This window comes from Calidithermus roseus (genome assembly GCF_003574095.1).
Classification (GTDB): Bacteria; Deinococcota; Deinococci; order Deinococcales; family Thermaceae; genus Calidithermus; species Calidithermus roseus.
This window is the reverse complement of sequence record NZ_QWLA01000006.1, coordinates 38694-58972: the sequence shown is the minus strand read 5'-3', so window position 1 is coordinate 58972 and position 20279 is coordinate 38694. Positions and strand designations below refer to the sequence as shown.

The window sequence follows — 20279 nt, the reverse complement described above, 5'->3', positions numbered from 1 at the left end:
CCACTCCCCGAAGCCTGGCCTCTAGCGCCGGAGCACGTTGTCGGAAGAGACCAGCGCGTCCTTGAGCACATGCAGCATGTCCAGCGCCTTGCCCGTGCCCACCGCCACCGCCTCCACCGCGTTCTCGGCCACCACCACGGGCACGCCCGTGGCGTCTTGCAGCAGCAGGTCGAAGTTCTTGAGCAAAGAACCACCGCCCGAGAGCAGGATGCCCCGGTCGATGATGTCGGAGATGAGCTCGGGGGGAGTGGTCTCGAGGATGCCCTTCACGCCCTGCACGATCTTGTCCAGCGGTTCCTGCAACGCATCGACAATGTCCTGGTCGGCGACCTCGATGGTCTTGGGCAGCCCCGTGATCAGGTCGCGCCCGCGCACCTCGGCCACCAGGCGCTCGTCCTCGGGCATGAGCTTGGCCGCGCCGATCTTGATCTTGAGGTCCTCGGCGGTGCGCTCGCCGATGAGCAGGTTGTACTTGTTGCGGATGTGGCGGATGATGGCCTCGTCGAACTCGTTGCCCGCGACCCGCAGGCTCGTCGAGTGCACGATGCCTCCCAGGCTGATGACGGCGATATCGGAGGAACCGCCGCCGATATCGACGACCATGCTGCCCGTGGGCTCGGCGATCTTGATCCCCGCGCCGATCGCCGCCGCCAGCGGCTCATCGATGAGGAAAGCCCGCTTGGCCCCGGCCTCCACGATGGCCTGCACCACCGCCCGCCGCTCGACCTCGGTCACGCCGGAGGGAACGCCCACCATCACCTGGGGCCGGGAGAAGCGCGGCCCGGTGAGCACCTTGGCCAGGAAGAGCTTGAGCATCTTCTCGGTCAGGGTGTAGTCGGCGATCACCCCGTCCTTTAGGGGTCGCGCCGCGACGATGTTGCCCGGCGTGCGGCCCAGCATGCGGTAGGCTTCGGCCCCCACCGCCTTGACTTCCTTGCTGCCCTGCACCACTGCGATAACCGAGGGTTCTCGCAGCACAATGCCCTTGCCCCGTACGTAAATCAGCACCGACGCGGTGCCGAGGTCAATGCCAATGTCCTGTCCACCCAAGGAGAAGAGTCCAGCCATATCGCCCCATTCTATAGGGATTAGGGAGCGCCGTACATTTGACGGGTTCAGGCCTCTTCAAGTGCTTTTAGCACCCGTTCTTTCAGGGCATCGTCGGGGAAGTGGAGAACTGGCCCACTATGCCACCTATGCCTCAGCGATAAACACCTCTTGCACGGGGTCTTCATCGAAGGGATTTCTGGAGCGGGAAACCTCCTTTCGATGAATGTCGATGGTTGATAGCTGCTGGAGGCAAGACGTCATTCGAGGTTTTGGGCGTTTTGCGTTTTGCGTATGACGTATGGCGGCGTTCGGCGTATGCCTACTTCGCGAACTCCACCGCCCGGCTCTCCCGCACCACCGTCACCTGCACCTGACCGGGGTAGTTCATGTCGCGCTCGATGCGCCCGGCGATCTCCCGCGCCAGCAGGGTGGCCTTGGCGTCGGTGATCTTGTCGGGCTTGACGATGACGCGCACCTCGCGTCCGGCCTGCACGGCGAAGGCCTGGTCCACGCCGGGGAAGCTCATGGCGATGCGCTCGAGCTGCTCCAGGCGCTGGATGTACTCTTCCAGGCTCTCGCGGCGGGCGCCGGGGCGGGCGGCGCTGATGGCGTCGGCGGCGGCGGCGAGCACCGAGTAGAGGGTCTCGCCGTTCTCGGGGTCGTGGTGGTGGGCGATGGCGTCGATGACTTCTTTGGGCTCGCCGAAGCGGGAGGCCAGGGTGATGCCGATCTCGACGTGGGTGCCCTCGATCTCGCGGTCGACGGACTTGCCGATGTCATGCATCAGGCCCGCCCGCCTCGCCAACGCCGCATCGAGGCCGAGTTCGCTGGCCATGATGCCGGTGAGGTGGGCGACCTGTACGGAGTGCTTGAGCACGTTCTGGCCGTAGGAACTGCGGAAGTGCAGCCGGCCCAGCAGTTGCACCAACCCCGGCTTGAGGCCGACCACGCCCGCCTCGAGCGCGGCCTCTTCCCCGCGCTCGTAGATGTAGGTCTTCATCTCGTTCTTGGCCTTCTCCACCACCTCCTCGATGCGGCTGGGGTGGATGCGCCCGTCGGCCACGAGCTGCTCGAGGGCCATCTTGGCGATCTCGCGGCGCACGGGGTTGAAGCTAGAGAGCAGCACGGCCTCGGGGGTGTCGTCGATGATGAGGTCCACGCCGGTGAGGGCCTCGAAGGTGCGGATGTTGCGGCCCTCACGCCCAATGATGCGGCCCTTCATGGCGTCGGAGGGGATGGGAACCACCGACACCGCCAAAGCTGCCGCCGTCTCGGAGGCCTGGCGCTGCATGGCCTGGGCCAGGAGCTTCTGGGCTTCGCGCTTGACCTCGAAGCGGGCCTTCTCCAAGCTGGCCCGCACCCGTTGGGCGCGTTCTTCCTCGAGTTCGGCTTCCAGGCGGGTGAGCAGCAGGCTGCGGGCTTCCTCCTGGCTCATTCCCGCGACCTCCTGCAGCTTGAGGTCGATCTGGCGCTCGCGAGTGGACAGTTCGGCCTCCCGCTCGTAGAGCACCTTCTCCTGGACGTCGAGCTTTTCCTCCTGCTCGTCGAGCCGGGCGGCGCGGGCGTCGAGCTGTTCGCCGCGACGGGCCAGCCGCTCACTCTCGCGCTTGAGCTCCTCACGTTCGGCCCTTACGGCGGCCAAGTCCGACTGCAAGCGCTCGCGCTCGAGCTTCAAGGACTCGCGCTCGGCGGCCAGGGCCGCCTGCAGGCGCTCGCGCTCCTCGGCCATGCGGGCGCGCACCCGGTTTTCGGCATCGGTGCGGATGCGCTCGGCCTCGGCCTGGGCCGCCTCACGGGTGGAGCGGGCCTCGTTCTGGGCGGTGGCGGTGAGCTCGCGGGCCTGGGCCCGGGCGTTTTCCAGCAGGGTCTGGGCTTGCGAGCGGGCGGTCTCCAGGGTGGTCTGGGCGTCCTTGCGAGCTGCGTCCAGCATGGCCTGAGCCTCCTGGCGGGCGGCCTCGAGCGCGCTCTTGTCCAGCTCGGCAATCCGATTTCCACGCTGCCAGAGCATCACCACCGCTGCCAGCAGCACCACCACGATCAACATCAACACAATGTCCAATGGGGTCATTACCAACCTCCTCGAGGAAGCACCAACCGGTATACAGCCGAGAACCGCCCCAACACGGAAGTGCCCAACCGGTAGGAAGATTGTCCGGATGGGGTATCGTCTGCCTGAGAACCAGGTTCAAGCCCAGCCAACCACGAAAAATCCCCCAGGTGCGCCGCAGCGCATCGAGGGGATGGTGGAAAGCGAAGGGTGAGTAGCGGGCAGTCATGGCGTCAGGTTGGGGAACCCTCGCCCCGACCTGAGCGGCACGATTGGATCAGATTGATTCAATCCAGGCTCGCCAAATGCTTCAATCCAAACCTCAGCGTTCTCAGGCAGGGCTACCCGGCTACTAGGCTTCGGCTTCGGCGGGGGCTGGGGTGGAGGTGGTCTCTTCGTCTTCACCCGCCACCAGGTTGAGCGGGAGATTGCTGGACTGAGCGAGCACCTTCTCGCGGATTTCCTGAGCCATCTTGGGGTCGCCCTTGAGGTACTCGGCGGCCTTTTCTTTGCCCTGCCCCAGACGAACTTCGCCATAGGACAACCAGGAACCCGACTTCTGAATCACCTCGGCAGCCACCGCCACCGTGACCAGATCGGCCAGGGGGTCAATCCCCTTACCATAGTAAAGCTCAATCTCGGCTTCACGGAAGGGCGGGGCTACTTTGTTCTTGGTTACCTTAACCCGCACCCGGTTGCCCACCGCGTCGTTGCCAACCTTGATGGGCTGGCCCTGGCGGCGCACGTCGAGGCGCACCGAGGCGTAGAACTTCAAGGCCCGGCCCCCCGGCGTGGTCTCGGGGTTGCCGTACATCACCCCCACCTTCTCGCGGATCTGGTTGATGAAGATAGCGGCGGTGTTGCTCTTGGAGAGGGCGGCGGTGAGCTTGCGCATGGCCTGGCTCATCATGCGCGCCTGCAGGCCCACGAAAGCATCGCCCATCTGGCCTTCGATCTCGGCCTGGGGGGTGAGGGCCGCCACCGAGTCGACCACGATCACGTCCACCGCGCCCGAACGGGTCAGGAGTTCGACGATCTCGAGGGCCTGCTCGCCGGTGTCGGGCTGAGACACCAGCAGGTTTTCCACGTCCACCCCCAGGCTGCGGGCGTAGTTCGGATCGAGGGCGTGCTCGGCGTCCACGAAGGCGGCTACCCCGCCAGCCCGCTGGGCCTGGGCCACGATGGAAAGCGAGAGCGTAGTCTTGCCGCCCGACTCAGGGCCGTAGATCTCGGTGATGCGCCCGCGGGGAATGCCTCCCACTCCCAGCGCCAGGTCGAGGGCCAGGCTGCCGGTGGAGATCACGTCGATGTGCTGGCGGCTGGTCTCGCCCAGGCGCATCACCGCACCCTTGCCAAACTGCTTCTCGATGGCCTTGAGCGCGTTGTCCAGCGCTTTTTGTTTCTCCTTGTCCATGGTCATGCCTCACGTCCTTTCAGTTCAAACTCGCGTAACACGTGGTAGAGTGAGCCCTTTGGGGAGAGTTCGGATCGCACCAGGCTGATCTTGCGCACCTCAAAGGCCTGGTCCAGCACCACCGGGCCGACCCTGGGAGCAGGGCCTTTGCGGCGGGCCAGGGTAATGTGGGCCTTGAAGGGCTTCGCGTCATCCAGGTCGGGCAGGGCTGCCCGCAATCTCACGGCCAGGGGCTCGAGGCCCGCCCCCTCGGCCTTGACGAACCACACTCGAGGGGTGCCATCGGGGGGAAAGTAGCCGGTCCCGCCGATGCGCAGGGTGAAGGGTGCCACCTGCCGGGCCACCGCTTCCCCCGCCTTCGTCACCTCGTCCAGGCGCTCTGTGGCCACCTCGCCCAAAAACATCAGGGTCAGGTGCAGTTGCTCGGGGGGGGTAGGCTTCCAGTTCCTGTAGCCCTTGAGCTTGCGCTGGGCCTCCTCGAGCAGGGGTCGCAGGTTCCGTGGGACGAAGATGGCGTAGAACAGCCGCAGGGTCTCGGGCCTGGGAGCTACGTCCTGGGATTGGTGGGAAGTCTTCACCGCTGCACCTCGCCCCCGATGGGCCGCTCGACGCTCGGCAGTTCCTGGGCCAGCATAAACAGCGCGGCATTGGCCGCCCGCTGGCGCACCACCTCGCGCGAAGGAGCAGGCAGGCGGTAGGAGCGGGCCGTGGAGCCCCCAGGTCCGGCCAGGCCCACGAAAACCGTTCCGGGGGGGTGACCCTCGAGCTCATCCGGGCCAGCCACCCCTGTAGTGGCCAGGGCATAGGTGGCTCCCAGGGTATTTCGGACTGCCTCTGCCATAGCGATGGCGCACTCCTGAGAAACCGTGCCCCGCTCGACTATTTCCCTGGGTACTCCGTAGCGCACCTTGGCCTCCGGGCTGTACGATACCACGCCGCCCAGGTAAACCCGCGAAGCGCCGGGAACCTCGGTCACCAGCGAGCCCAGCAGGCCCCCGGTGAGCGACTCGATGGTAACGAGGGTAGCGCCCCTTGCCTCGAGCGCCCTCAGCAGCACCTGGGCCAGGGTGTCGTCGTCCTCGCCCCACACCGCGCGGCCCAGCCTGGGGCGGATGGCCTGAGCCAGCCGCTCGACCTCGGCGGGTTCTCCCCGGATGACCACCTCGACCCCGTGGGACTTGGCGTAGGTGCCCACCTCGGCTCGGCCCTTTCGCGCGAACAGCTCGCCCAACCCCTCCGTGATGGCCGACTCTCCTAGGCCAAAGGTCTTGAAGATCTTCCGAGTGTAGGCCCGCGAGGGCAAGCCTAGCTGGGGCAGAACCTGCTGCCACATGGGCCGCCACTCGGCGGGTGGGCCCGGTAGGGCGATGAGGTCGAGTTCTCCCTTGCGCACCCACCAGCCCGGCGCGGTGCCGCGCGGGTTGGGTAACCAGGTGGCCGAGGGGATCTTCATGGCCTGCTTGCGGTTGGCCTCGGGCATCTTCCAGCCGCGCTGGGCGAAGAGGTCCTCGAGCCAGCGCAACACCTCGGGGTCGAGCTCCATTGGCTCGCCGAGGGCGGCGGCGATGGCCTCGCGGGTCACGTCGTCGGGGGTGGGGCCCAGCCCACCGGAAAGCACGATCAGGCGGGCGCGGGTCAGGGCCGAGCCGATTTCGGCGCTGAGGACTTCTGGGTCGTCGGCCACCCGCAGGGTGCGTCGCACTTCCACGGCGTAGGGTTGCAAGCTACGGGCGATCTCGGCGGTGTTGGTGTCCACCGTCTCGCCGTACAGAAGTTCGCTCCCCACCCCGATGATTTCTGTTAACAACATAATCAACTCCCGTCAGTATAACTAATACTTAACCGGCTGTCCAGAGCCCAGCCCGATCATACCGCGGTGGGTTCACGAACACGGTGGCTGCGCGCTTTGTCGCAGAAATCAGGCAGCGGGTGAAGCCGATGCGCCCACCTGGGCTCATCAGGTCACGGCCCGCTGGAGGGCCAGAGCGCCAGGACGCTCCATTCCTCGCGCGTGAGTTCAACGCCCTCGGGAAACATCTCGCTCATGTGACGGCGCAGCCGGGGAGCGTGCTCGGCGAGGTAGCGGTCGAGGGCGGCGCGGTCGTGGGCTTCATAGCGGACCCTGTAGCGTCCAGGGGCCGATCGGCTGAAGCTCGCCCCCGCGAAGGAGCCCGTCTTTAGCAAGTCGGGGATATGCCGCTCGCACATGTAGCGCTCGTAAGCCTCACACAAGTCCGCCCGCACCGTCGCCGTGATCTCGTAAGTCACCATCCCAATCCTCCGCTTCGCTCATCTCAGGGGCAGCTCGAGCGCCCGCACCGAAGCCTCGCCCACCCACAGCTCCTCCCCGGCCTGAACTTCCTTGCGCAACAGCGCCAGGGCCAGCGGCCCATCCTGGGGGGAAACGGCCACCGTGCCCACCTTGCCCACCACCTTCTCGCCACGCCGCACCTCGGCTCCCGCCTCGAGCCCCTCCCCTCGCAGGGCCATCAGGCGGTAACGGGTATTGCCCCGCGCCTCGAGGCGGGCCATGATCTCCTGGCCCAAGTAGCAGCCCTTCTTGTAGGAAACCCGCTCCTCCAGGCCCACCTCCTGCGGCAACTCGCCCAGGGCCTCGAGGTAGCCCGCTACCCCCCGCTCGATGCGCCAGAGGTCGTAGGCCCCAGAACCCACCTCGACCCCACCGGCGCTCAACACCCTCTCGCGCAGCGCCTGGAGGCCCTCCAGCGGCACGATGAGCTCGAGGCCGTGGGCGTGGCGGGCCAGCAGTGCCCCCTCCCGCTCGACAAAGCCCCCCATCTGGGGCGCTCCCAGGATTTCAGCAGCCCGCGGACCGATCAGCTCGAGCCACGCGTAACCCGATAGCTCGGCGACCTCGACCTGATCGAAGATGATGTAGCGCAAGAAACGCTGGCGCAGCTCAGCAGGCCGGTCGGTCGCCAGCCACAGGCTCTCGGGACGGTGAAAGACGCTGCCTGAGAACTCGATCTGGCCGCGACTGTTGAGGAAGAGGGTCTGAAGCCATCCGCCTTGGGCCAGGCCCTTGATGTGCGAGGTGCACTGGTTGTGGAGGAAGTCCGTGCGGTCGGCCCCGCGCAGCTCGAGCAGGCCCCCGTCGTGCCGGATTAGGCCCGCCCCCTGACGCAACGCCTCCAGCTCAGCCCAGGGGGGTGCCGTGACGACGCTTTTCATCCCCTCGAGTCTAGGGATGCGAAGCCGGCGGCGGCGTAAGCTTTCGCTCAATCCCGGCCTACAGCGCGGGCTCGAGCACCCGCACCCGGATGGTGCTCTCCTCAGCGGGCTCCTGCGGTTTTGCCGCCAGGGCGACACCCCCCGGACACAGCGCCAGTAGGGGCTTGGGGTCCAGGCCCAGCGCGAGGGCGTAGTTGCGCAGGTATCCTCGCGTCAGCGCCGGCTCAGGAAGCCGCTCCCAGGCTTCGGCCTCGAGCGCCTCTACCATGGCAGGGCGCAACTTCAGTCGACGTGCCACGTCCCCGATCTCCAGGCCCTTCGCGCTGCGGGCCTCCCGCAACTGCCGTCCAAACCCACCCATACCTACCTCCTCGAAGCTCGAGCTTAAGGCTCCTCGGTCATACCCTCGCCACCTGGCGTGCGTTGACCATCGTGACCCGCAGATGGCCCCGAGGCTGTGGGGAATAACCCGAAACCCCGAAGATTGAAGTCGGGTTAAGGGCCGTGAGCAAAAAGCGTAGGATAATTCCATGACCCCCATCTCGACTTTTTCCCTCGTAGCCCGCGACCCTCAGACCGGCGACCTCGCGGTGGCCGTGGCCAGCAAGTTCCTGGCGGTCGGAGCGGTGGTGCCCTGGCTCGAGGCGGGCGTGGGCGCGGTGGCTACCCAGTCCTACGCCAATCCCAAGTTCGGTCCCCAGGGGCTGGCACTGATGAAAGCCGGAGCCGGGATGGAGGAAATCCTGGCGACCTTCCGCAGGAGCGACCCCGGCTTGCATACGAGGCAGTTCGGGATAGTCAGCGCTCAGGGCGAGAGCCTCTCCTTCACGGGCAACGAGTGCCACGGCTGGGCCGGGGGCAAGTCGGGCGAGAACTTCGCGGCCCAGGGCAATATCCTCAGCGGTCCCGAGGTGATCGACGCGCTGGTGGATACTTTCTTGAGCTCCAGCCTGCCCTTTCCCGAGCGCCTGTGCGCCGCGCTGCTGGCCGCCGACCGAGCCGGGGGCGACCGGCGCGGGCGGCAGTCGGCCTCGCTGATGGTGGTGGGAGTCGGCAAGGGCTACGGCGGGATGGATCGCTGGATCGACCTGCGCGTAGACGACCACCCCGACCCCTGCCTCGAGCTCTCCCGCTTGCTGCAGATCCACCGGCTGCTCTTCGATAAGAGCGGGAAGGCCGAGCCCCTCAGCTCCCAGGACATCGCCTGGATTCAGCGAACCCTCACCCGGCTGGGCCACTACGCGGGCGAGGCGACGGGGAACTGGGACGAAGCCACGGAAAAAGCCTTCCGGGCGCTGGTGGGCATCGAGAACCTCGAGGAGCGCTATGGCGGCGGGCCCTACTTCGACCCGCTGGCGCTGCGCTACCTTAGGGGCAAGCTGGGAGAATAGGGCCTTTTAACGGAAGTAGATACCCAGTTGCAGCCCCAGGATGAGCCCTCCGCCCCCCGTACTGGGGAAATAGGCATAGCCTAGCTGGGGCTCGAGGTAGAGGGCGATCTGAGGTTGGGGCAGCAAAAACTCCACCCCTCCCAGCACCCTGGGGACTAGGCCCAACAGCGAGGCCACGTCGGTGAAATAGTAGGCTAAAAACATCCCCCCGCCGTAGTAGAAGAAGGAGGATTTGTCCTCACTGAGGGGGATGCGGCTGATGTAGTCGGCCCCCAGCCCCAGGCCATTGACGTTTACCGTGGTCACCCCGTCGCTCAGGGTAAGAGAGGCATAGTCCAGGCTGAAACGCCAGGGCTGGATGGCATACTCCAAGCCCAGTCCCAGAACGCCAACGCCGATATTGGGGTGAATTCCAAAGTAGCTTTTCTGAGCCCATCCGATCCCGTTGAGCAACAGCAATAGCACGAGAATGCCCTTCTTCATCCGTGAATCCTCCCCTCGAGCCTGCTCTGAACGGTATTGTGATGCCCAGGATAGCACAGCAATCGCCCGATAGCTCCTCGAACTCGCGTTGAGCGTTCAACGTTTGGCAAGCCACTTTTAAGTCTGCCGCAGCACGGCGACCCCCTGTTCCTTGGCCTTGTACATGCGGCTGTCGGCCAGTTGGAGCAAGGTATCGTGGTCGGTGGCCTCCTCAGGGAAGGTCGCCACGCCGATGTTGAGGCCCATGCGCAGCCCCTCCAAGCAGATGGTTTCCACCAGGCTGGCGTAGCGCTGGGCTGCCGTGACGCCTCCCAGCAAATCGGCGTGGGGTAGGATCGCGGCGAACTCATCGCCGCCCCAACGAAACAGGCTGTCGCCCTTGCGCTGCTCGAGCAGCAGGGCCTGGGCCACGCGCACGAGTGCCTCGTCGCCCCGGGCATGGCCCAGGCGGTCGTTGACCTGTTTGAAGCCGCGCAAGTCCATCACCAACAGCGACAGCGGGTAGCTATGGCGCCGGGCTCGCTCGAGCTCCTCGCCCAGGCGGCGATCGAAGGCCCGGCGGTTGGGCAGCCCGGTGAGGGCATCGGTGAGCGCGGCCTCCTCGAGCAGGTTGCGGTTTTTGACCTCGTGCAGAATGGCGGCCACGGGGGTGCTGAAGAAGCGGGCCACCTCCTTCGAATAGGTATCGAAGGCCGCCGGGTCGTGAAAGTTGTCGAGGTTGAGCAGAGCCAGCACCTCCCCCTGGTAGAGGATGGGCATAGCCAGGTTAGCCTGCAGACGGTCTATGGCCGCGACCCGCTCGAGGGTGTCGTCGGGAGCGGTCCTGCGGCTGACCTCAGCGATGGAGAGCTGAGCGGTGCTGAGGATGCGCGGCTCCCCCCGTTGCCAGCCCGAGCGGTCCCCGCCATACCAGACCAGGTGATCCGCCTCGGTGAAGTGCAGCCTGGCCAGGGCCGCCAGGTCGAAGCCCACCACGGCCTGAAAGTAGAAATTCTCCCCCTTGCGCACCAGAAGGCTGCCTTTTTCAGCACCCGGCACCAACCGTACCGCCGCCTCCAGCACCTGCTGGTAGACCTGAGCGGGCGGGGCTTCGACGGTATCGCGTGCCAGGCACAGCAGACCCTCCAGGCGCTCGCGGGTCAGCGCGGCCTCCAGAGCCAGGCCGATGGTGCGGCAGGCTGCCTGGAGCAGCTCACGCTCGGCCTTGCGCCAGGCTCGAGGCTGTGGATCGCCCAGGTAGAGCATCGCCCTCTGCCTTTCACCGCCCGGCAGCGGAATGGGGTGGACCACCAGACCCTCCAGGCCCTCCAGCAGCGCTTCCAGAGGTGCTCCCTGGTAGGTCGAAGTGCTCTCGATGAACACCGGCTGGCCATCGCGATAGACCTGCCAGACGAGGCCCCAGCCAAAAGGAATGCTGCTCTGGCTGTCGCTGCCATCTGAGCCCTGGCGGGCCATCAGCAGCATTTGTGCGCCTTGCTGCATCAGGATGCCGCCGTGGTGCAGGTTGAGGGTGGGGGCCAGGATCTCCAGCGCGCGCTCGAGGATGACCTGAGGGGAGCTGATGGTCGCCAGCGAGATGGCCAGGTGGTTGAGCAGCTCGGTTTCCAGGCGTTCAGCCAGCCGCGAGAGCTGGGTGCTGACCGCGCGGGCGAAGCGCTCGAAGCCCTGGCGCTCCTCCTCGAGGAAGGGCTGGGTGCGCTCGAGGTTGAGCACCGCCACCACCTGATCCCCCTCCCGCAGGGGCAGAGCCAGCTCGCTGCCCCTGGAGGTGGGGGTGGGTGGAATGTAGTCCGGATCCTTGCTCACATCCCTGACGTACTGGGTTTGGCCGGTAGCATAGGCTCGCCCAACCACCCCGGTGGCCGCGATGGCGTCGGGCAGGTGGGAAGCACCCGAGGAAGCCACCTTGCGAAAGCCCTCTCCACTGGGAACCCAGATCGAGGCATGACCCTCCCCCTGGCGATGTAACAGCTCGGGCAGGGCGGCAAGCACCGCTTCGCGGGTGGTGAGTCGGCCCAGGTCCTCCAGCGCCCCCACCAGCAGGGCGAGCTGGCGGTTGGTCTGGAGTTGTCGCCGCAGCACGCTGTCCAGCCGCAGCCTTGCACGATCGCTCAGAAAGACGCTGACCAACAAGACCATGGCCAGCCAGGGCAGGTAGGATGCCCCGACCACGATGGCCGCGAGCCCCAGGACAAGCCCACCGGCGAGCAGACCTCCCGGCAGGCCGTACAGCGAAGCCAGCGCCCCCACGCCTGCGATCAGCCAAGGTACCTCGTAGCGCTCACTCGGGCGCAGCCAGTGTGTCAGGAGCCAGGCCAGCGCCGACGCCAGCGCGATGACCCAGACCGTGAGCACCCTGCCCTGCATTGGAGCAAGTATACGGTCTTTAGGGCAGATTTTTCACGAAATATTAACTTTGCTTGGCAATATCGCACCTGCTCACCTATGCCGGAGGCCAATCTCGCGAACATATAGCACATAATGTTCTGTATCCAGAATACAGACAAGCCTCGATCAGGCCTGGCTCGGCAGGCCTCAGCACACCCCGTCGTAGCGGGTATTCGTGGGAGGCGCTCTAGTCGTAAGCCTGGGCCCAGAGGCTGAGCAACTCGACGACCTCGAGCGAATTGCCCAGCCGGTAGGGAGCTAGACTCTCCCCGCCGCCCACCTTGACCGCCGTGCCGCCCAGTCTCAGCACGGCGGCGAAAGCTTCCTCGTCGGTGCGGTCGTCGCCGATGAACACCGGGTGGTGGGAGGGGTGCTCGAGGGCCAGTTGCTCCACTGCCCAGCCCTTGCCGTAGCCGATGGGCCGGTATTCGCACACCTTCTTGCCCGGCATGGCCTCCCAGCCCGCGGGCAGCGGCACCGCGGCCAGCAGCTGGGCGGCTTTGAGCTGCTGGGATTCCGGGGTGTCGCGGTAGTGCACCGCCAGGGTCCAGCCCTTGTCCTCCAGCCACAGCCCCTCGACCTGGGGCAGCCTCGAGACGATGAGCCGAATGGCCTCGCGGTCGCGGGGCGGCTCAGGTCGCCCTGGCCACTCCAGCCCGTGCAGGCCGATCACCCGCAGTCTGGGGAGCTCGAGGAAGTCCACGACTTCCCGCGCCCGGCGTCCGGTGAGGACGACAATCTGGCGTTCCGGATGCTCCTGCAGCGCCCGGAGGGCCTCCCGTGCGCCGCGCTGGGGAAAGGCCTGGCTGGGGTGGATGGCCATTGGGGCCAGGGTGCCATCGTAGTCACAGATGACGAGCAGGGGCCTGTGGGCCAGCAGAGCCAGTTCCTCCGGGATCATCGATTCTCCTCCAGGGCGTGCAGGAAAGCTTTGGCCCACGTCGTCAGGTCGAAGCGGCGCAGCCGGGCCTTGAGGCACTCCAGGCGCTGCCGCCGCTCGGCCAGGGGCATAGACAGGGCCTGGCCGATGGCCCGCACCAGCCCGTCGTGGTCGTAGGGGTTGACCAGCAAGGCTTCGTGCATCTCGGCGGCGGCCCCGGCGAACTCGGAGAGGATAAGCACACCCTGCTCCGAGACGGCGGCGAACTCCTTGGCCACCAGGTTCAGGCCGTCGCGCAGGGGCGTCACCAGCATCACGTCGGCGGCCAGGTAGTAGGCCACGAGCTCGAGGCGATCGAGGCCACGGGTGATGTAGTGCACCGGGGTCCAGCCCGCCTGGCCGTAGGTGCCGTTGATGCGGCCCACCAAGCGCTCGATCTGCTCGCGCAACTGCCGGTAAGCGTCCACCTGCTCACGGCTGGGCACGGCGATCTGCACCAGGGTGACCCGACCCTGGGCCTCGGGGTAGCGGCCCAAATACTCCCCGAAGGCCTCCAGGCGCTCGAGGATGCCCTTGGTGTAGTCCAGTCGGTCCACGCCCAGCAAAAAGGGGGTGCCCACCTGCTGGCGCAATTCCCCGGCAGCCCGGCGCACCTCGGGCGTTTGGGAGAGCTCGACGAAGGTCTGAGCCTCGATCCCGATGGGGAGAGCCTCAACCTGGACTTCGCGCTGGGATATCCGTACCACGCGGCCATCGTTGTCGTAGCCCAGTACGATGCGGCAGCAGGAGCGGAAGTGGCGGGCGTACTCGAGGACGTGCACCCCCACTACGTTCGCGCCCAGGATGCCCTCGAGGATCTCCCGGTCCCAAGGCAGGGTGCGAAAGACTTCACTGGAAGGCCAGGGGATGTGCCAGAAGAAGCCGATCCTGGCCTCGGGCAGCGCCTCGCGCACCAGGGAGGGCACCAGGCAGAGCTGGTAGTCGTGAACCCAGATCAGGTCGCCAGGCCGGTAAGCCCGCACCACCGCCTCAGCGAAGCGCCTGTTGACCCGCTGGTAGGCCCTCCAGTAGCGCCCCAGGTAGCGCACGCGGTTGAGGAAGTAGTGGCTCAAAGGCCACAGCGCCCGGTTGGAGAAGCCGTAGTAGTAGTCCTGGAGTTCGCTCTCCCGCAGATGGAGGCGCTCGAGGCGGTAGCGCTCCTCCCCCGGCGGCAATTCCACGCTGCGGATCTCGCGCTCCCCGTCGCCCCAGGCGATCCAGGTACCCCCCCGCTCACGCAGCACCGGGTCGAGCGCCGCCGTGAGCCCACCCACCGCCGCCTTCCAGTGCAGCTCCCCGTCCCCCTCGCGCACCGGGCTGTAGGGTTCGCGGTTGGAGACCACGATCAGGCCCACGCGAGCTTCTCACCTTCCAGCACGCTCTGGTAGACCTCGAGGTAGCGCGGCAGGATGCGCTCGGGCCTGAAGTGCTGCACCGCCCGCTCGCGCGCCGCCCGGCCCATATCGGCCTTGTGCTGGGGGTCGGCGAGGAGGCCCAGCACCGCCTCGGCCATGGCCTCGGTGTGGCCCACCGGGAGGAGGTGGCCGCTCTCACCTTCCACCACCACCTCGGGCAGCCCACCAGCCTGGCTGGCCACTACCGGCACCCCGCAGCTCATGGCCTCCAGCGCCACCAACCCGAAGGACTCCTCCTCCGAGGGCAGCAAGAACACGTCGGCCACGGCCATGAATTTCTCGATGGATGGGGTGAATTCGATGAACTGCACCCGGCCCGCCAGCTCGAGCTCCAGCGCCAGTTCCTGGCATTCCTGCCGCAGGGGGCCGTTGCCGATCATCAGCAATCGGGCGGGGCGCCGGCTGGCGACGGTGGCGAAGATGCGAATAACGTCCTGGGGGCGCTTGACCGGGCGGAAGTTGGAGACGTGCAGTAGGATGGCCTCTTCGGGCTGAGCGTACTTGAGGCGGCTCGCCGGGTCGGGATCGGGCTTGAAGCGCTCGGTGTCCACCCAGTTGTAGATCACGTGGATGGGCCTCTCGATGCCCAGGTTGCGGCGGGTGTCCTGCTCCAGCGATCGCGAGACTGCTGTCACCGCGTCCGACTCCTGCACTGCGTGTTTGGTGGTGTAGGCGAAGGCGGGCTCGAGGCCCAGCAGCGTCACGTCTGTGCCGTGCAGGGTGGTCACCACCTTGATGGGCAGGCCCATCTCGCGGGCCATCAGGGCGCTGGTGGCGTGGGGGATGGCGTAGTGGGCGTGGACAATCTCGATGCCGTGGCGCTCGACCACCTGGGCTAGGGCGTTGGAGGCGGTGAGGATGGTCATGGACTCCTTGAACAGCGGGTAGTCGGCCCCGGTGATCTGGTGGAAGTGCAGGGTGCCCTGGCCCGACTTGCGGCCTGAGCGAGCCAGCCAGCCTAGCACGCTCTCGCGGCTCTTCTTAAGCCACTGGCCCCAGCCCTTGGGGTTCTCACCCAGGTCGCGTACCTGGGCAGGCGCGTGGTCTCCTGCGATGGCCAAGCGATCGTCGGTGAGGCGGAAGGGACGTTCGGTGGCGACGATGTGGACCTGGTGCCCCAGGCCTGCCAGCGCGATCGCCAGCTCGGTAGCCACTACACCCGAGCCTCCGGCACTGGTGTGACACAAAATGGCAATCTTGCGTCGGCTTTCCATAGCTCCCTCGCTCCGCCGCAATGATGCCAGATCCAAGGGTCATTGCCCTGAAACCAGCCTGAAGGATCCCTGAGCGCAGGCTGAGGGAAGGGCTGAGGATTTGGCTGCTGGCGGGAAGTCGTGGCAATAAGGGGGAGGTGATCTTTCTCAAGCCGCAAAACCAGAAGGTGCTGGCCTACGTGCTGAGCTACCGAGGACAGGAGGTGCTGGTGGTCAACAACCTCTCACGCTTCGCCCAGCCGGTGGAACTCAATCTGGCGCGCTGGGCGGGCAAGATCCCGGTGGAGATGATCGGCAACACCCCCTTTCCCCCCATCAGTGAACTCCCCTAACTTCATCACCCTCGGGCCACACTCCTTCTTCTGGTTCCGCCTGGATAGCCCGTCATAGTAGGTGCACTCCAGACGTAATAGCCAGCCAACCGTGGAATTTTCTTCCCTGGGATGCGGGGCTGTAGTTGGCTCGAGGGCCGGGCACAGCACGCTGCACCCCTGGCGTTTTGTATTTGGCTATGAGCTATTGACCATCGACTATCGATATCTCTCAGTGTTCAGTGTGAAGCTGATCGCTCGAGTCCCCCGCCACCGAAGGTTGCTTGCCAGTGGCCCAGGTCAGGGCACCCATACCGATTAGCGCGGCCACTACCGAGGCTGAGAGCACCCCGATCTTAGCCTGGTTCAGCAGCGACGCCGAGCCCTCGAAGGCCAGCGTCGCCACGAAGAGCGACATGGTGAAGCCGATGGCGCCCAGGAAGCCCGCACCCAGGATCATGGACCAGGTCACACCCTCGGGCAGGGCGGCGATTCCCAGGCGCACTGCTAACCAGGAGACCCCGAAAACCCCCAGCGGCTTGCCCAGCAACAGCCCCAGCGAAGCCCCCAAGGCCACCTCGCCGAAGCCGGCTCCGGTGAGGCTCACTCCTGCGTTGAAGAAGGCGAACACCGGCATGATGAAGTAGGCCGACCAGGGGTGCAGCGTGCGCTCGAGCCGGTGCAGCGGGCTCTGGGCGTTGCGCAGGGTGTCCTCGAGGTAGTCCATCTCGGCCTCGAGGTTCTCTGGGTCCTTGCGGGCAGCCTCGTCGAGGGTGCTCTGGAGGTCGGGCAACCCCACCGCCCGGCGCAGGGGAACCGCCATCGCCAGCAGTACCGCCGCCACCGTGGGGCTCACCCCCGACTCGAGCATGAAGTACCACATGAACGCCCCCACCAACAAATAGGCAAAGAGGTTGCTCACCCTGGCCCGTCCCATCAACAAAGCCACGCCGAAAAAGCCCAGCGAAACCAGTAGCGCAGCAAAGTCGAGGCCTTTTGTGTAGAAGAAGGCAATCACCAGCACTGCCCCCAGGTCGTCGACGATGGCGAAGGCGGTGAGGAAAACCTTGAGCCCCAGCGGCACCCGCTTGCCCAAGAGCGACAGTACACCGATGGCGAAGGCAATGTCGGTAGCCATGGGCACCCCCCAGCCCCTCAGGCCATCGCCCTCCGCATTGACGAAGACATAAATCGCCGCCGGCACCAGCATCCCGCCAATGGCTGCCAGGATGGTCAGTAACGAGCGACGGGGGTCGGAGAGCTCACCCTGCACGATCTCGCGCTTGATCTCAAGGCCCACCAGCAGGAAGAAGAAGGCCATCAGCAGGTCCTTGACCCAGCTCGAAAGAGGTTTTTCCAGCCCCCCCTCGCCAAAGTTGAGGCTGATGGGCAGCTCTTTGAGGCCGAAGTACCAACTCGAGGCCGCCGAGTTGGCGAGGGCGAACGCGGCCAGCGCAGCCGCGAACAGAATGAAGCCGCCGCGGGCCTCGCTGTTCCAGAACTCGATAAAGGGTCTGACAATCGCGCGCATAGTCCCTCCCATACCAAAAACGGAGACCATTTGACAGTCTCCACCCTTACGGCTGCCGGAGGCCGCACTCCTGCTGACGAGCAGCGAAATTTGCCTGGAGTATACCAGCCCCCGGCTCAAGTGGGTGGCCGAGCGGGCTGGGGTCGGGGTTGAAGCGGCAGACGCACCACGACGGTAGTTCCTTTGCCCACCAGGCTGTCCACCTCGACCTCGCCCCTGTGCCGCTCGACGATCCAGCGGGCAATCGATAGCCCTAGGCCGCTTCCCCCTTTGTTGCGGCTGCGGGCCGGGTCGGCACGGTAAAAGCGCTCGAAGATGTAAGGCAGGTCTTTGGCGGGAATGCCGATGCCGGTATCGCTCACCGTGAGGCGGGCCCGGTCCTGCTGCGCTTGCAGGGCCAGCCGCACCACTCCCCCTTCGGGGGTGTACTGAATGGCGTTGTCCAGCAGGATCAGCACCAGTTGCTTGAGGTGGTCCCTCTCGCCCAGCACCCACGCCTCCTCCAGGGCCTGGGCCTCGAGCCGCTGGCCTTTGAGCAGGTAGCAGGCTTCGGTCAGGGCCTCCTGCGCCACGGCCTTGAAGTCCACGAGCGCCTCCCGCAAGGGCAGACCCGCGTCACTGCGGGCCAGGGTCAGCAGGTCGTTGACCAGCCGCGACAGCCGCACCGCCTCGTGCTCAGCCATCTGCAGGGTTTTCTCCCGCTCAGCAGCGGGCATGTGGGGGTAGCGCCGCAGGAGCTCGAGGTTGCCCTGAATGGCCGCCAGCGGGGCCCGCAGCTCGTGCGAGGCATCGGCCACGAAGCGCTTTTGGGCACTGTCGGCCTCCTGGAGGCTACAGAGCATCTGGTTGAAGGTCTCGGCCAGGCGGGACAGCTCGTCGCCTCCAGCGCGGCTTTCGACCCGGCGCGAGAGGTCGCGCGAGCGGGCAATCTGCTGGGCGGCGCGGTTAAGTTGGTCGATGGGCCGCAGCCCGATGGCAGCCAGAGCCAGGCTCAGCCCCAGTACCCCCAACACCGATAACACGATCAGGGCCACCAGCAGCAGGCCCAGCCAGCGCACCGAGCGGTCCAGGCTGCCCAGGGGGGTCAGCGCCTCGAGGTAGCCCAGCACCTCCCCCTCACGCTCCAGGCTCTGCACCAGCGTGCGCCAGCGCATATCCTCCCCCTCGATCAGACCGAAGGCCGCACCCGCGGGTGTCACGCTGGGTTCTTCCCACCAAGGCAGCACGTCCCACAGGTGCCGTGGAGCTGGGGGTTGGGCCAGCGCGCGGATGGGATCGGTGAGCGGCAGGGGGGGCACCTGGCGTGAGGTTCGCTTGAGCTGGCCGTCGGGGCCGTAGAGCCGGAAGGCGACCTCGAGTTCGGAGAGGTCAGCCTCGAGCACGTAGGAGTTGCCCGCCACGCGCCAGCCCGCAGCCACGTGGTTGGCCGAAAGCAGCAGGACCTGGTCGAGCAGGCGGTACTGCCCGCGCACGTAGGCTACCCAGCCCAACAGCGCCACCAGCGCCACGATGAGGGCAGTGGTGCCGCCATACCACAGGGCCAGGCGCAGGCGGATGGACACGGCTCAACCTCCCCGCACCGCCCTACCCCTCGGCAGGCGGAGCGCGCAAGACATACCCGACTCCCCGAATGGTCTGTATCAGGCGCGGCTCACCACCAGCCTCGAGCTTCTGCCGGAGTTGCTTGATGTACACCTCGACCACGTTGGGATCGCCAAAGAAGTCCTCCCCCCAGATGCGGTCGAGGATGCTGCTTTTGGAGAACACCCGCTCGGGGTTCTCCGCCAAGAGTTGCAGCAAGCGGTACTCCAGCCCTGTGAGCTGGATCTCCCTGGATCCGCGGAAAGCGGTGTGGGCCAGGGGTTCCATTCTCAAATCGGCATAGGAGATCACTTCGGGCTGCCCCTCGTAGCCGCGCATCCGCGCGCGGATGCGCGCCAGCAGGATCTCGAAGCGCACCGGCTTGAGCACGTAATCGTCGGCTCCGGCCTCGAGGCTCGTGACCTGGTCGTCGGGGGCATCCTTTCCGGTGAGCATGATCACCGGGAGCTTTTCGTTGGCCGACTTCAGCCGCCGCAGGACCTCGAGGCCCGAGAGTTCGGGCAGCATCCAGTCCAGCACTACCAGATCGGGCATCCGCTCTCGCGCCATCCTCAGGCCCTCCTCCCCAGTAGTCGCAGTGTCCACAGCGTAGCCCTCGTAGGAGAGCCCGACCTTGAGGAAATGGGTGATGCCCTCATCGTCGTCGATGATGAGAATGCGTTTCAGGACGATCACCTCCCCACTTTCGATGATACACGCAGCCTCACTCAGCCCATCCTCAGCCTGGACTCAGCCGCCTTTTAGCCTCAGGACAGAGCCCATTCAGGAAAGCCGTCTAGACTGCCTGCGGGAAGGAGGTGGCCTGCCAATGGACTACAAACGCATCCTCATCCCCGTCTACATCGGAAAAAACAGCCAGGAAGTCGCGAGGAGGGGCCTGGAAATCGCACGGCACCTCCGGGTCAGAACCTGCTTCTTGTTCGTCAAGGACAGCACCCTGCAGCATTACCTCAGTCTCACGTCCTATCCTTCCGCCCGCCCAGCCCACCTGGAGGAAGAAGTCACCCGAGCTATGGACACTATCGGCCAGCGCACCCTCGAGAACGACCTTGCCCTAGCCCGTCAGATGGGGGTAGAAGCCAATGGCATCCTGTTGGAGGGCAAAGCCCTGCAAGCCATCCTGGCCGAGGTACGCCCCGGCGATCTGATCGTGGTGGGCCGCCGCGCTCGCGGCAGCCTGGATCACCCCAGCCTGGGCTCGCTCGCCCAGGGGCTGTTGGAGCAAGCCCCCGTTCCGGTGCTCACCGTGCGCCTGGGCAGGGCCATGGCGGAAGCCTAGCCTGAGCAGGCCGCAAGCCTGGTCAAGTAACCTCAATTTATCC

The 20279-nt window shown here is 66.1% G+C and carries 19 protein-coding genes; 3 read left to right on the top strand and 16 right to left on the bottom strand.

The window, feature by feature from the left end; genetic code table 11:
- Positions 1-21 precede the first annotated feature (21 nt).
- The 8 genes from mreB to Mrose_RS02965 form a co-directional block, all read right to left on the bottom strand.
- Positions 22-1068 carry a rod shape-determining protein gene (gene mreB / locus Mrose_RS03000; protein WP_119275950.1) on the bottom strand — a complete coding sequence of 349 codons (1047 nt, stop codon included), beginning with the start codon at positions 1066-1068 and terminating at the stop codon, positions 22-24.
- Between the two features lie 301 nt (positions 1069-1369).
- Positions 1370-3118, bottom strand: coding sequence for a ribonuclease Y (gene rny, locus Mrose_RS02995; RefSeq protein ID WP_119275949.1), 1749 nt, complete (start codon positions 3116-3118; stop codon positions 1370-1372).
- Between the two features lie 331 nt (positions 3119-3449).
- Complete coding sequence (recA, locus tag Mrose_RS02990) at positions 3450-4511, bottom strand: recombinase RecA (protein ID WP_119275948.1); 1062 nt, start codon at positions 4509-4511, stop codon at positions 3450-3452.
- 2 nt (positions 4512-4513) lie between these two features.
- On the bottom strand, positions 4514-5089 hold the full coding sequence (thpR, locus tag Mrose_RS02985; protein WP_338025231.1) for an RNA 2',3'-cyclic phosphodiesterase: 576 nt from the start codon (positions 5087-5089) through the stop codon (positions 4514-4516).
- Complete coding sequence (locus Mrose_RS02980) at positions 5086-6321, bottom strand: CinA family nicotinamide mononucleotide deamidase-related protein (RefSeq protein WP_119275947.1); 1236 nt, start codon at positions 6319-6321, stop codon at positions 5086-5088. Before Mrose_RS02980 ends, thpR begins: the two co-directional genes overlap by 4 nt.
- Before the next feature lie 152 nt (positions 6322-6473).
- Positions 6474-6782, bottom strand: coding sequence for a DUF4286 family protein (locus Mrose_RS02975; protein ID WP_119275946.1), 309 nt, complete (start codon positions 6780-6782; stop codon positions 6474-6476).
- 18 nt (positions 6783-6800) lie between these two features.
- Positions 6801-7703 carry a CAF17-like 4Fe-4S cluster assembly/insertion protein YgfZ gene (gene ygfZ / locus Mrose_RS02970; RefSeq protein ID WP_119275945.1) on the bottom strand — a complete coding sequence of 301 codons (903 nt, stop codon included), beginning with the start codon at positions 7701-7703 and terminating at the stop codon, positions 6801-6803.
- Positions 7704-7761: 58 nt separating this feature from the next.
- Positions 7762-8064 carry a helix-turn-helix domain-containing protein gene (locus Mrose_RS02965; RefSeq protein ID WP_119275944.1) on the bottom strand — a complete coding sequence of 101 codons (303 nt, stop codon included), beginning with the start codon at positions 8062-8064 and terminating at the stop codon, positions 7762-7764.
- Between the two features lie 169 nt (positions 8065-8233).
- On the opposite strand from Mrose_RS02965, the gene Mrose_RS02960 reads away from it, so the two are divergent.
- Entirely contained in the window at positions 8234-9094 is an 861-nt protein-coding gene (locus tag Mrose_RS02960) for a DUF1028 domain-containing protein (protein WP_119275943.1), read from the top strand.
- A gap of 6 nt (positions 9095-9100) precedes the next feature.
- Here Mrose_RS02960 and Mrose_RS02955 read toward each other — a convergent pair whose 3' ends face one another.
- The 5 genes from Mrose_RS02955 to bshA form a co-directional block, all read right to left on the bottom strand.
- Complete coding sequence (locus tag Mrose_RS02955; RefSeq protein WP_119275942.1) at positions 9101-9577, bottom strand: hypothetical protein; 477 nt, start codon at positions 9575-9577, stop codon at positions 9101-9103.
- Between the two features lie 117 nt (positions 9578-9694).
- Complete coding sequence (locus Mrose_RS02950; protein ID WP_119275941.1) at positions 9695-11944, bottom strand: sensor domain-containing diguanylate cyclase; 2250 nt, start codon at positions 11942-11944, stop codon at positions 9695-9697.
- 208 nt (positions 11945-12152) lie between these two features.
- Positions 12153-12866, bottom strand: a complete 714-nt coding sequence (otsB, locus tag Mrose_RS02945) for a trehalose-phosphatase (RefSeq protein ID WP_119275940.1) — start codon at positions 12864-12866, stop codon at positions 12153-12155.
- The gene (locus Mrose_RS02940) at positions 12863-14239 is read right to left on the bottom strand and encodes an alpha,alpha-trehalose-phosphate synthase (UDP-forming) (protein ID WP_119275939.1); all 1377 of its coding nucleotides are present in this window, start codon (positions 14237-14239) and stop codon (positions 12863-12865) included. Before Mrose_RS02940 ends, otsB begins: the two co-directional genes overlap by 4 nt.
- On the bottom strand, positions 14230-15513 hold the full coding sequence (gene bshA / locus Mrose_RS02935) for an N-acetyl-alpha-D-glucosaminyl L-malate synthase BshA (protein ID WP_119275938.1): 1284 nt from the start codon (positions 15511-15513) through the stop codon (positions 14230-14232). The genes Mrose_RS02940 and bshA overlap by 10 nt, the downstream gene beginning before the upstream one ends.
- Positions 15514-15650: 137 nt before the next feature.
- Here bshA and Mrose_RS02930 point away from each other — a divergent pair, with 137 nt between their 5' ends.
- Positions 15651-15845, top strand: coding sequence for an alpha-glucosidase C-terminal domain-containing protein (locus tag Mrose_RS02930; protein WP_245969490.1), 195 nt, complete (start codon positions 15651-15653; stop codon positions 15843-15845).
- Positions 15846-16056: 211 nt separating this feature from the next.
- On the opposite strand, the gene nhaA is transcribed toward Mrose_RS02930, so the two are convergent.
- From nhaA to Mrose_RS02915, 3 genes are all read right to left on the bottom strand, one after another.
- A complete protein-coding gene (gene nhaA, locus Mrose_RS02925; RefSeq protein WP_245969489.1) occupies positions 16057-17355 on the bottom strand; it encodes a Na+/H+ antiporter NhaA in 1299 nt (432 codons plus the stop codon).
- 116 nt (positions 17356-17471) lie between these two features.
- Positions 17472-18917, bottom strand: coding sequence for a sensor histidine kinase (locus Mrose_RS02920; RefSeq protein ID WP_119275936.1), 1446 nt, complete (start codon positions 18915-18917; stop codon positions 17472-17474).
- A gap of 22 nt (positions 18918-18939) precedes the next feature.
- Positions 18940-19632: a response regulator transcription factor gene (locus tag Mrose_RS02915; protein WP_119275935.1), complete on the bottom strand. Its 693-nt coding sequence runs from the start codon at positions 19630-19632 to the stop codon at positions 18940-18942.
- 133 nt (positions 19633-19765) lie between these two features.
- Here Mrose_RS02915 and Mrose_RS02910 point away from each other — a divergent pair, with 133 nt between their 5' ends.
- Positions 19766-20236 (top strand): universal stress protein, encoded by a 471-nt coding sequence (locus Mrose_RS02910; protein WP_182482649.1) that lies wholly within the window; start codon positions 19766-19768, stop codon positions 20234-20236.
- The last annotated feature ends 43 nt before the right edge of the window (positions 20237-20279 follow it).

Coding starts and splice junctions, on each gene's coding strand:
- rny (WP_119275949.1), bottom strand. CDS start 3,118: ATGACCCCATTGGACATTGTGTTGATGTTGATCGTGGTGGTGCTGCTG.
- Mrose_RS02965 (WP_119275944.1), bottom strand. CDS start 8,064: ATGGGTGGGTTTGGACGGCAGTTGCGGGAGGCCCGCAGCGCGAAGGGC.
- nhaA (WP_245969489.1), bottom strand. CDS start 17,355: ATGCGCGCGATTGTCAGACCCTTTATCGAGTTCTGGAACAGCGAGGCC.
- bshA (WP_119275938.1), bottom strand. CDS start 15,513: ATGGAAAGCCGACGCAAGATTGCCATTTTGTGTCACACCAGTGCCGGA.
- Mrose_RS02980 (WP_119275947.1), bottom strand. CDS start 6,321: ATGTTGTTAACAGAAATCATCGGGGTGGGGAGCGAACTTCTGTACGGC.
- Mrose_RS02950 (WP_119275941.1), bottom strand. CDS start 11,944: ATGCAGGGCAGGGTGCTCACGGTCTGGGTCATCGCGCTGGCGTCGGCG.
- Mrose_RS02910 (WP_182482649.1), top strand. CDS start 19,766: ATGGACTACAAACGCATCCTCATCCCCGTCTACATCGGAAAAAACAGC.
- recA (WP_119275948.1), bottom strand. CDS start 4,511: ATGGACAAGGAGAAACAAAAAGCGCTGGACAACGCGCTCAAGGCCATC.
- mreB (WP_119275950.1), bottom strand. CDS start 1,068: ATGGCTGGACTCTTCTCCTTGGGTGGACAGGACATTGGCATTGACCTC.
- Mrose_RS02960 (WP_119275943.1), top strand. CDS start 8,234: ATGACCCCCATCTCGACTTTTTCCCTCGTAGCCCGCGACCCTCAGACC.
- Mrose_RS02975 (WP_119275946.1), bottom strand. CDS start 6,782: ATGGTGACTTACGAGATCACGGCGACGGTGCGGGCGGACTTGTGTGAG.
- otsB (WP_119275940.1), bottom strand. CDS start 12,866: ATGATCCCGGAGGAACTGGCTCTGCTGGCCCACAGGCCCCTGCTCGTC.
- Mrose_RS02955 (WP_119275942.1), bottom strand. CDS start 9,577: ATGAAGAAGGGCATTCTCGTGCTATTGCTGTTGCTCAACGGGATCGGA.
- ygfZ (WP_119275945.1), bottom strand. CDS start 7,703: ATGAAAAGCGTCGTCACGGCACCCCCCTGGGCTGAGCTGGAGGCGTTG.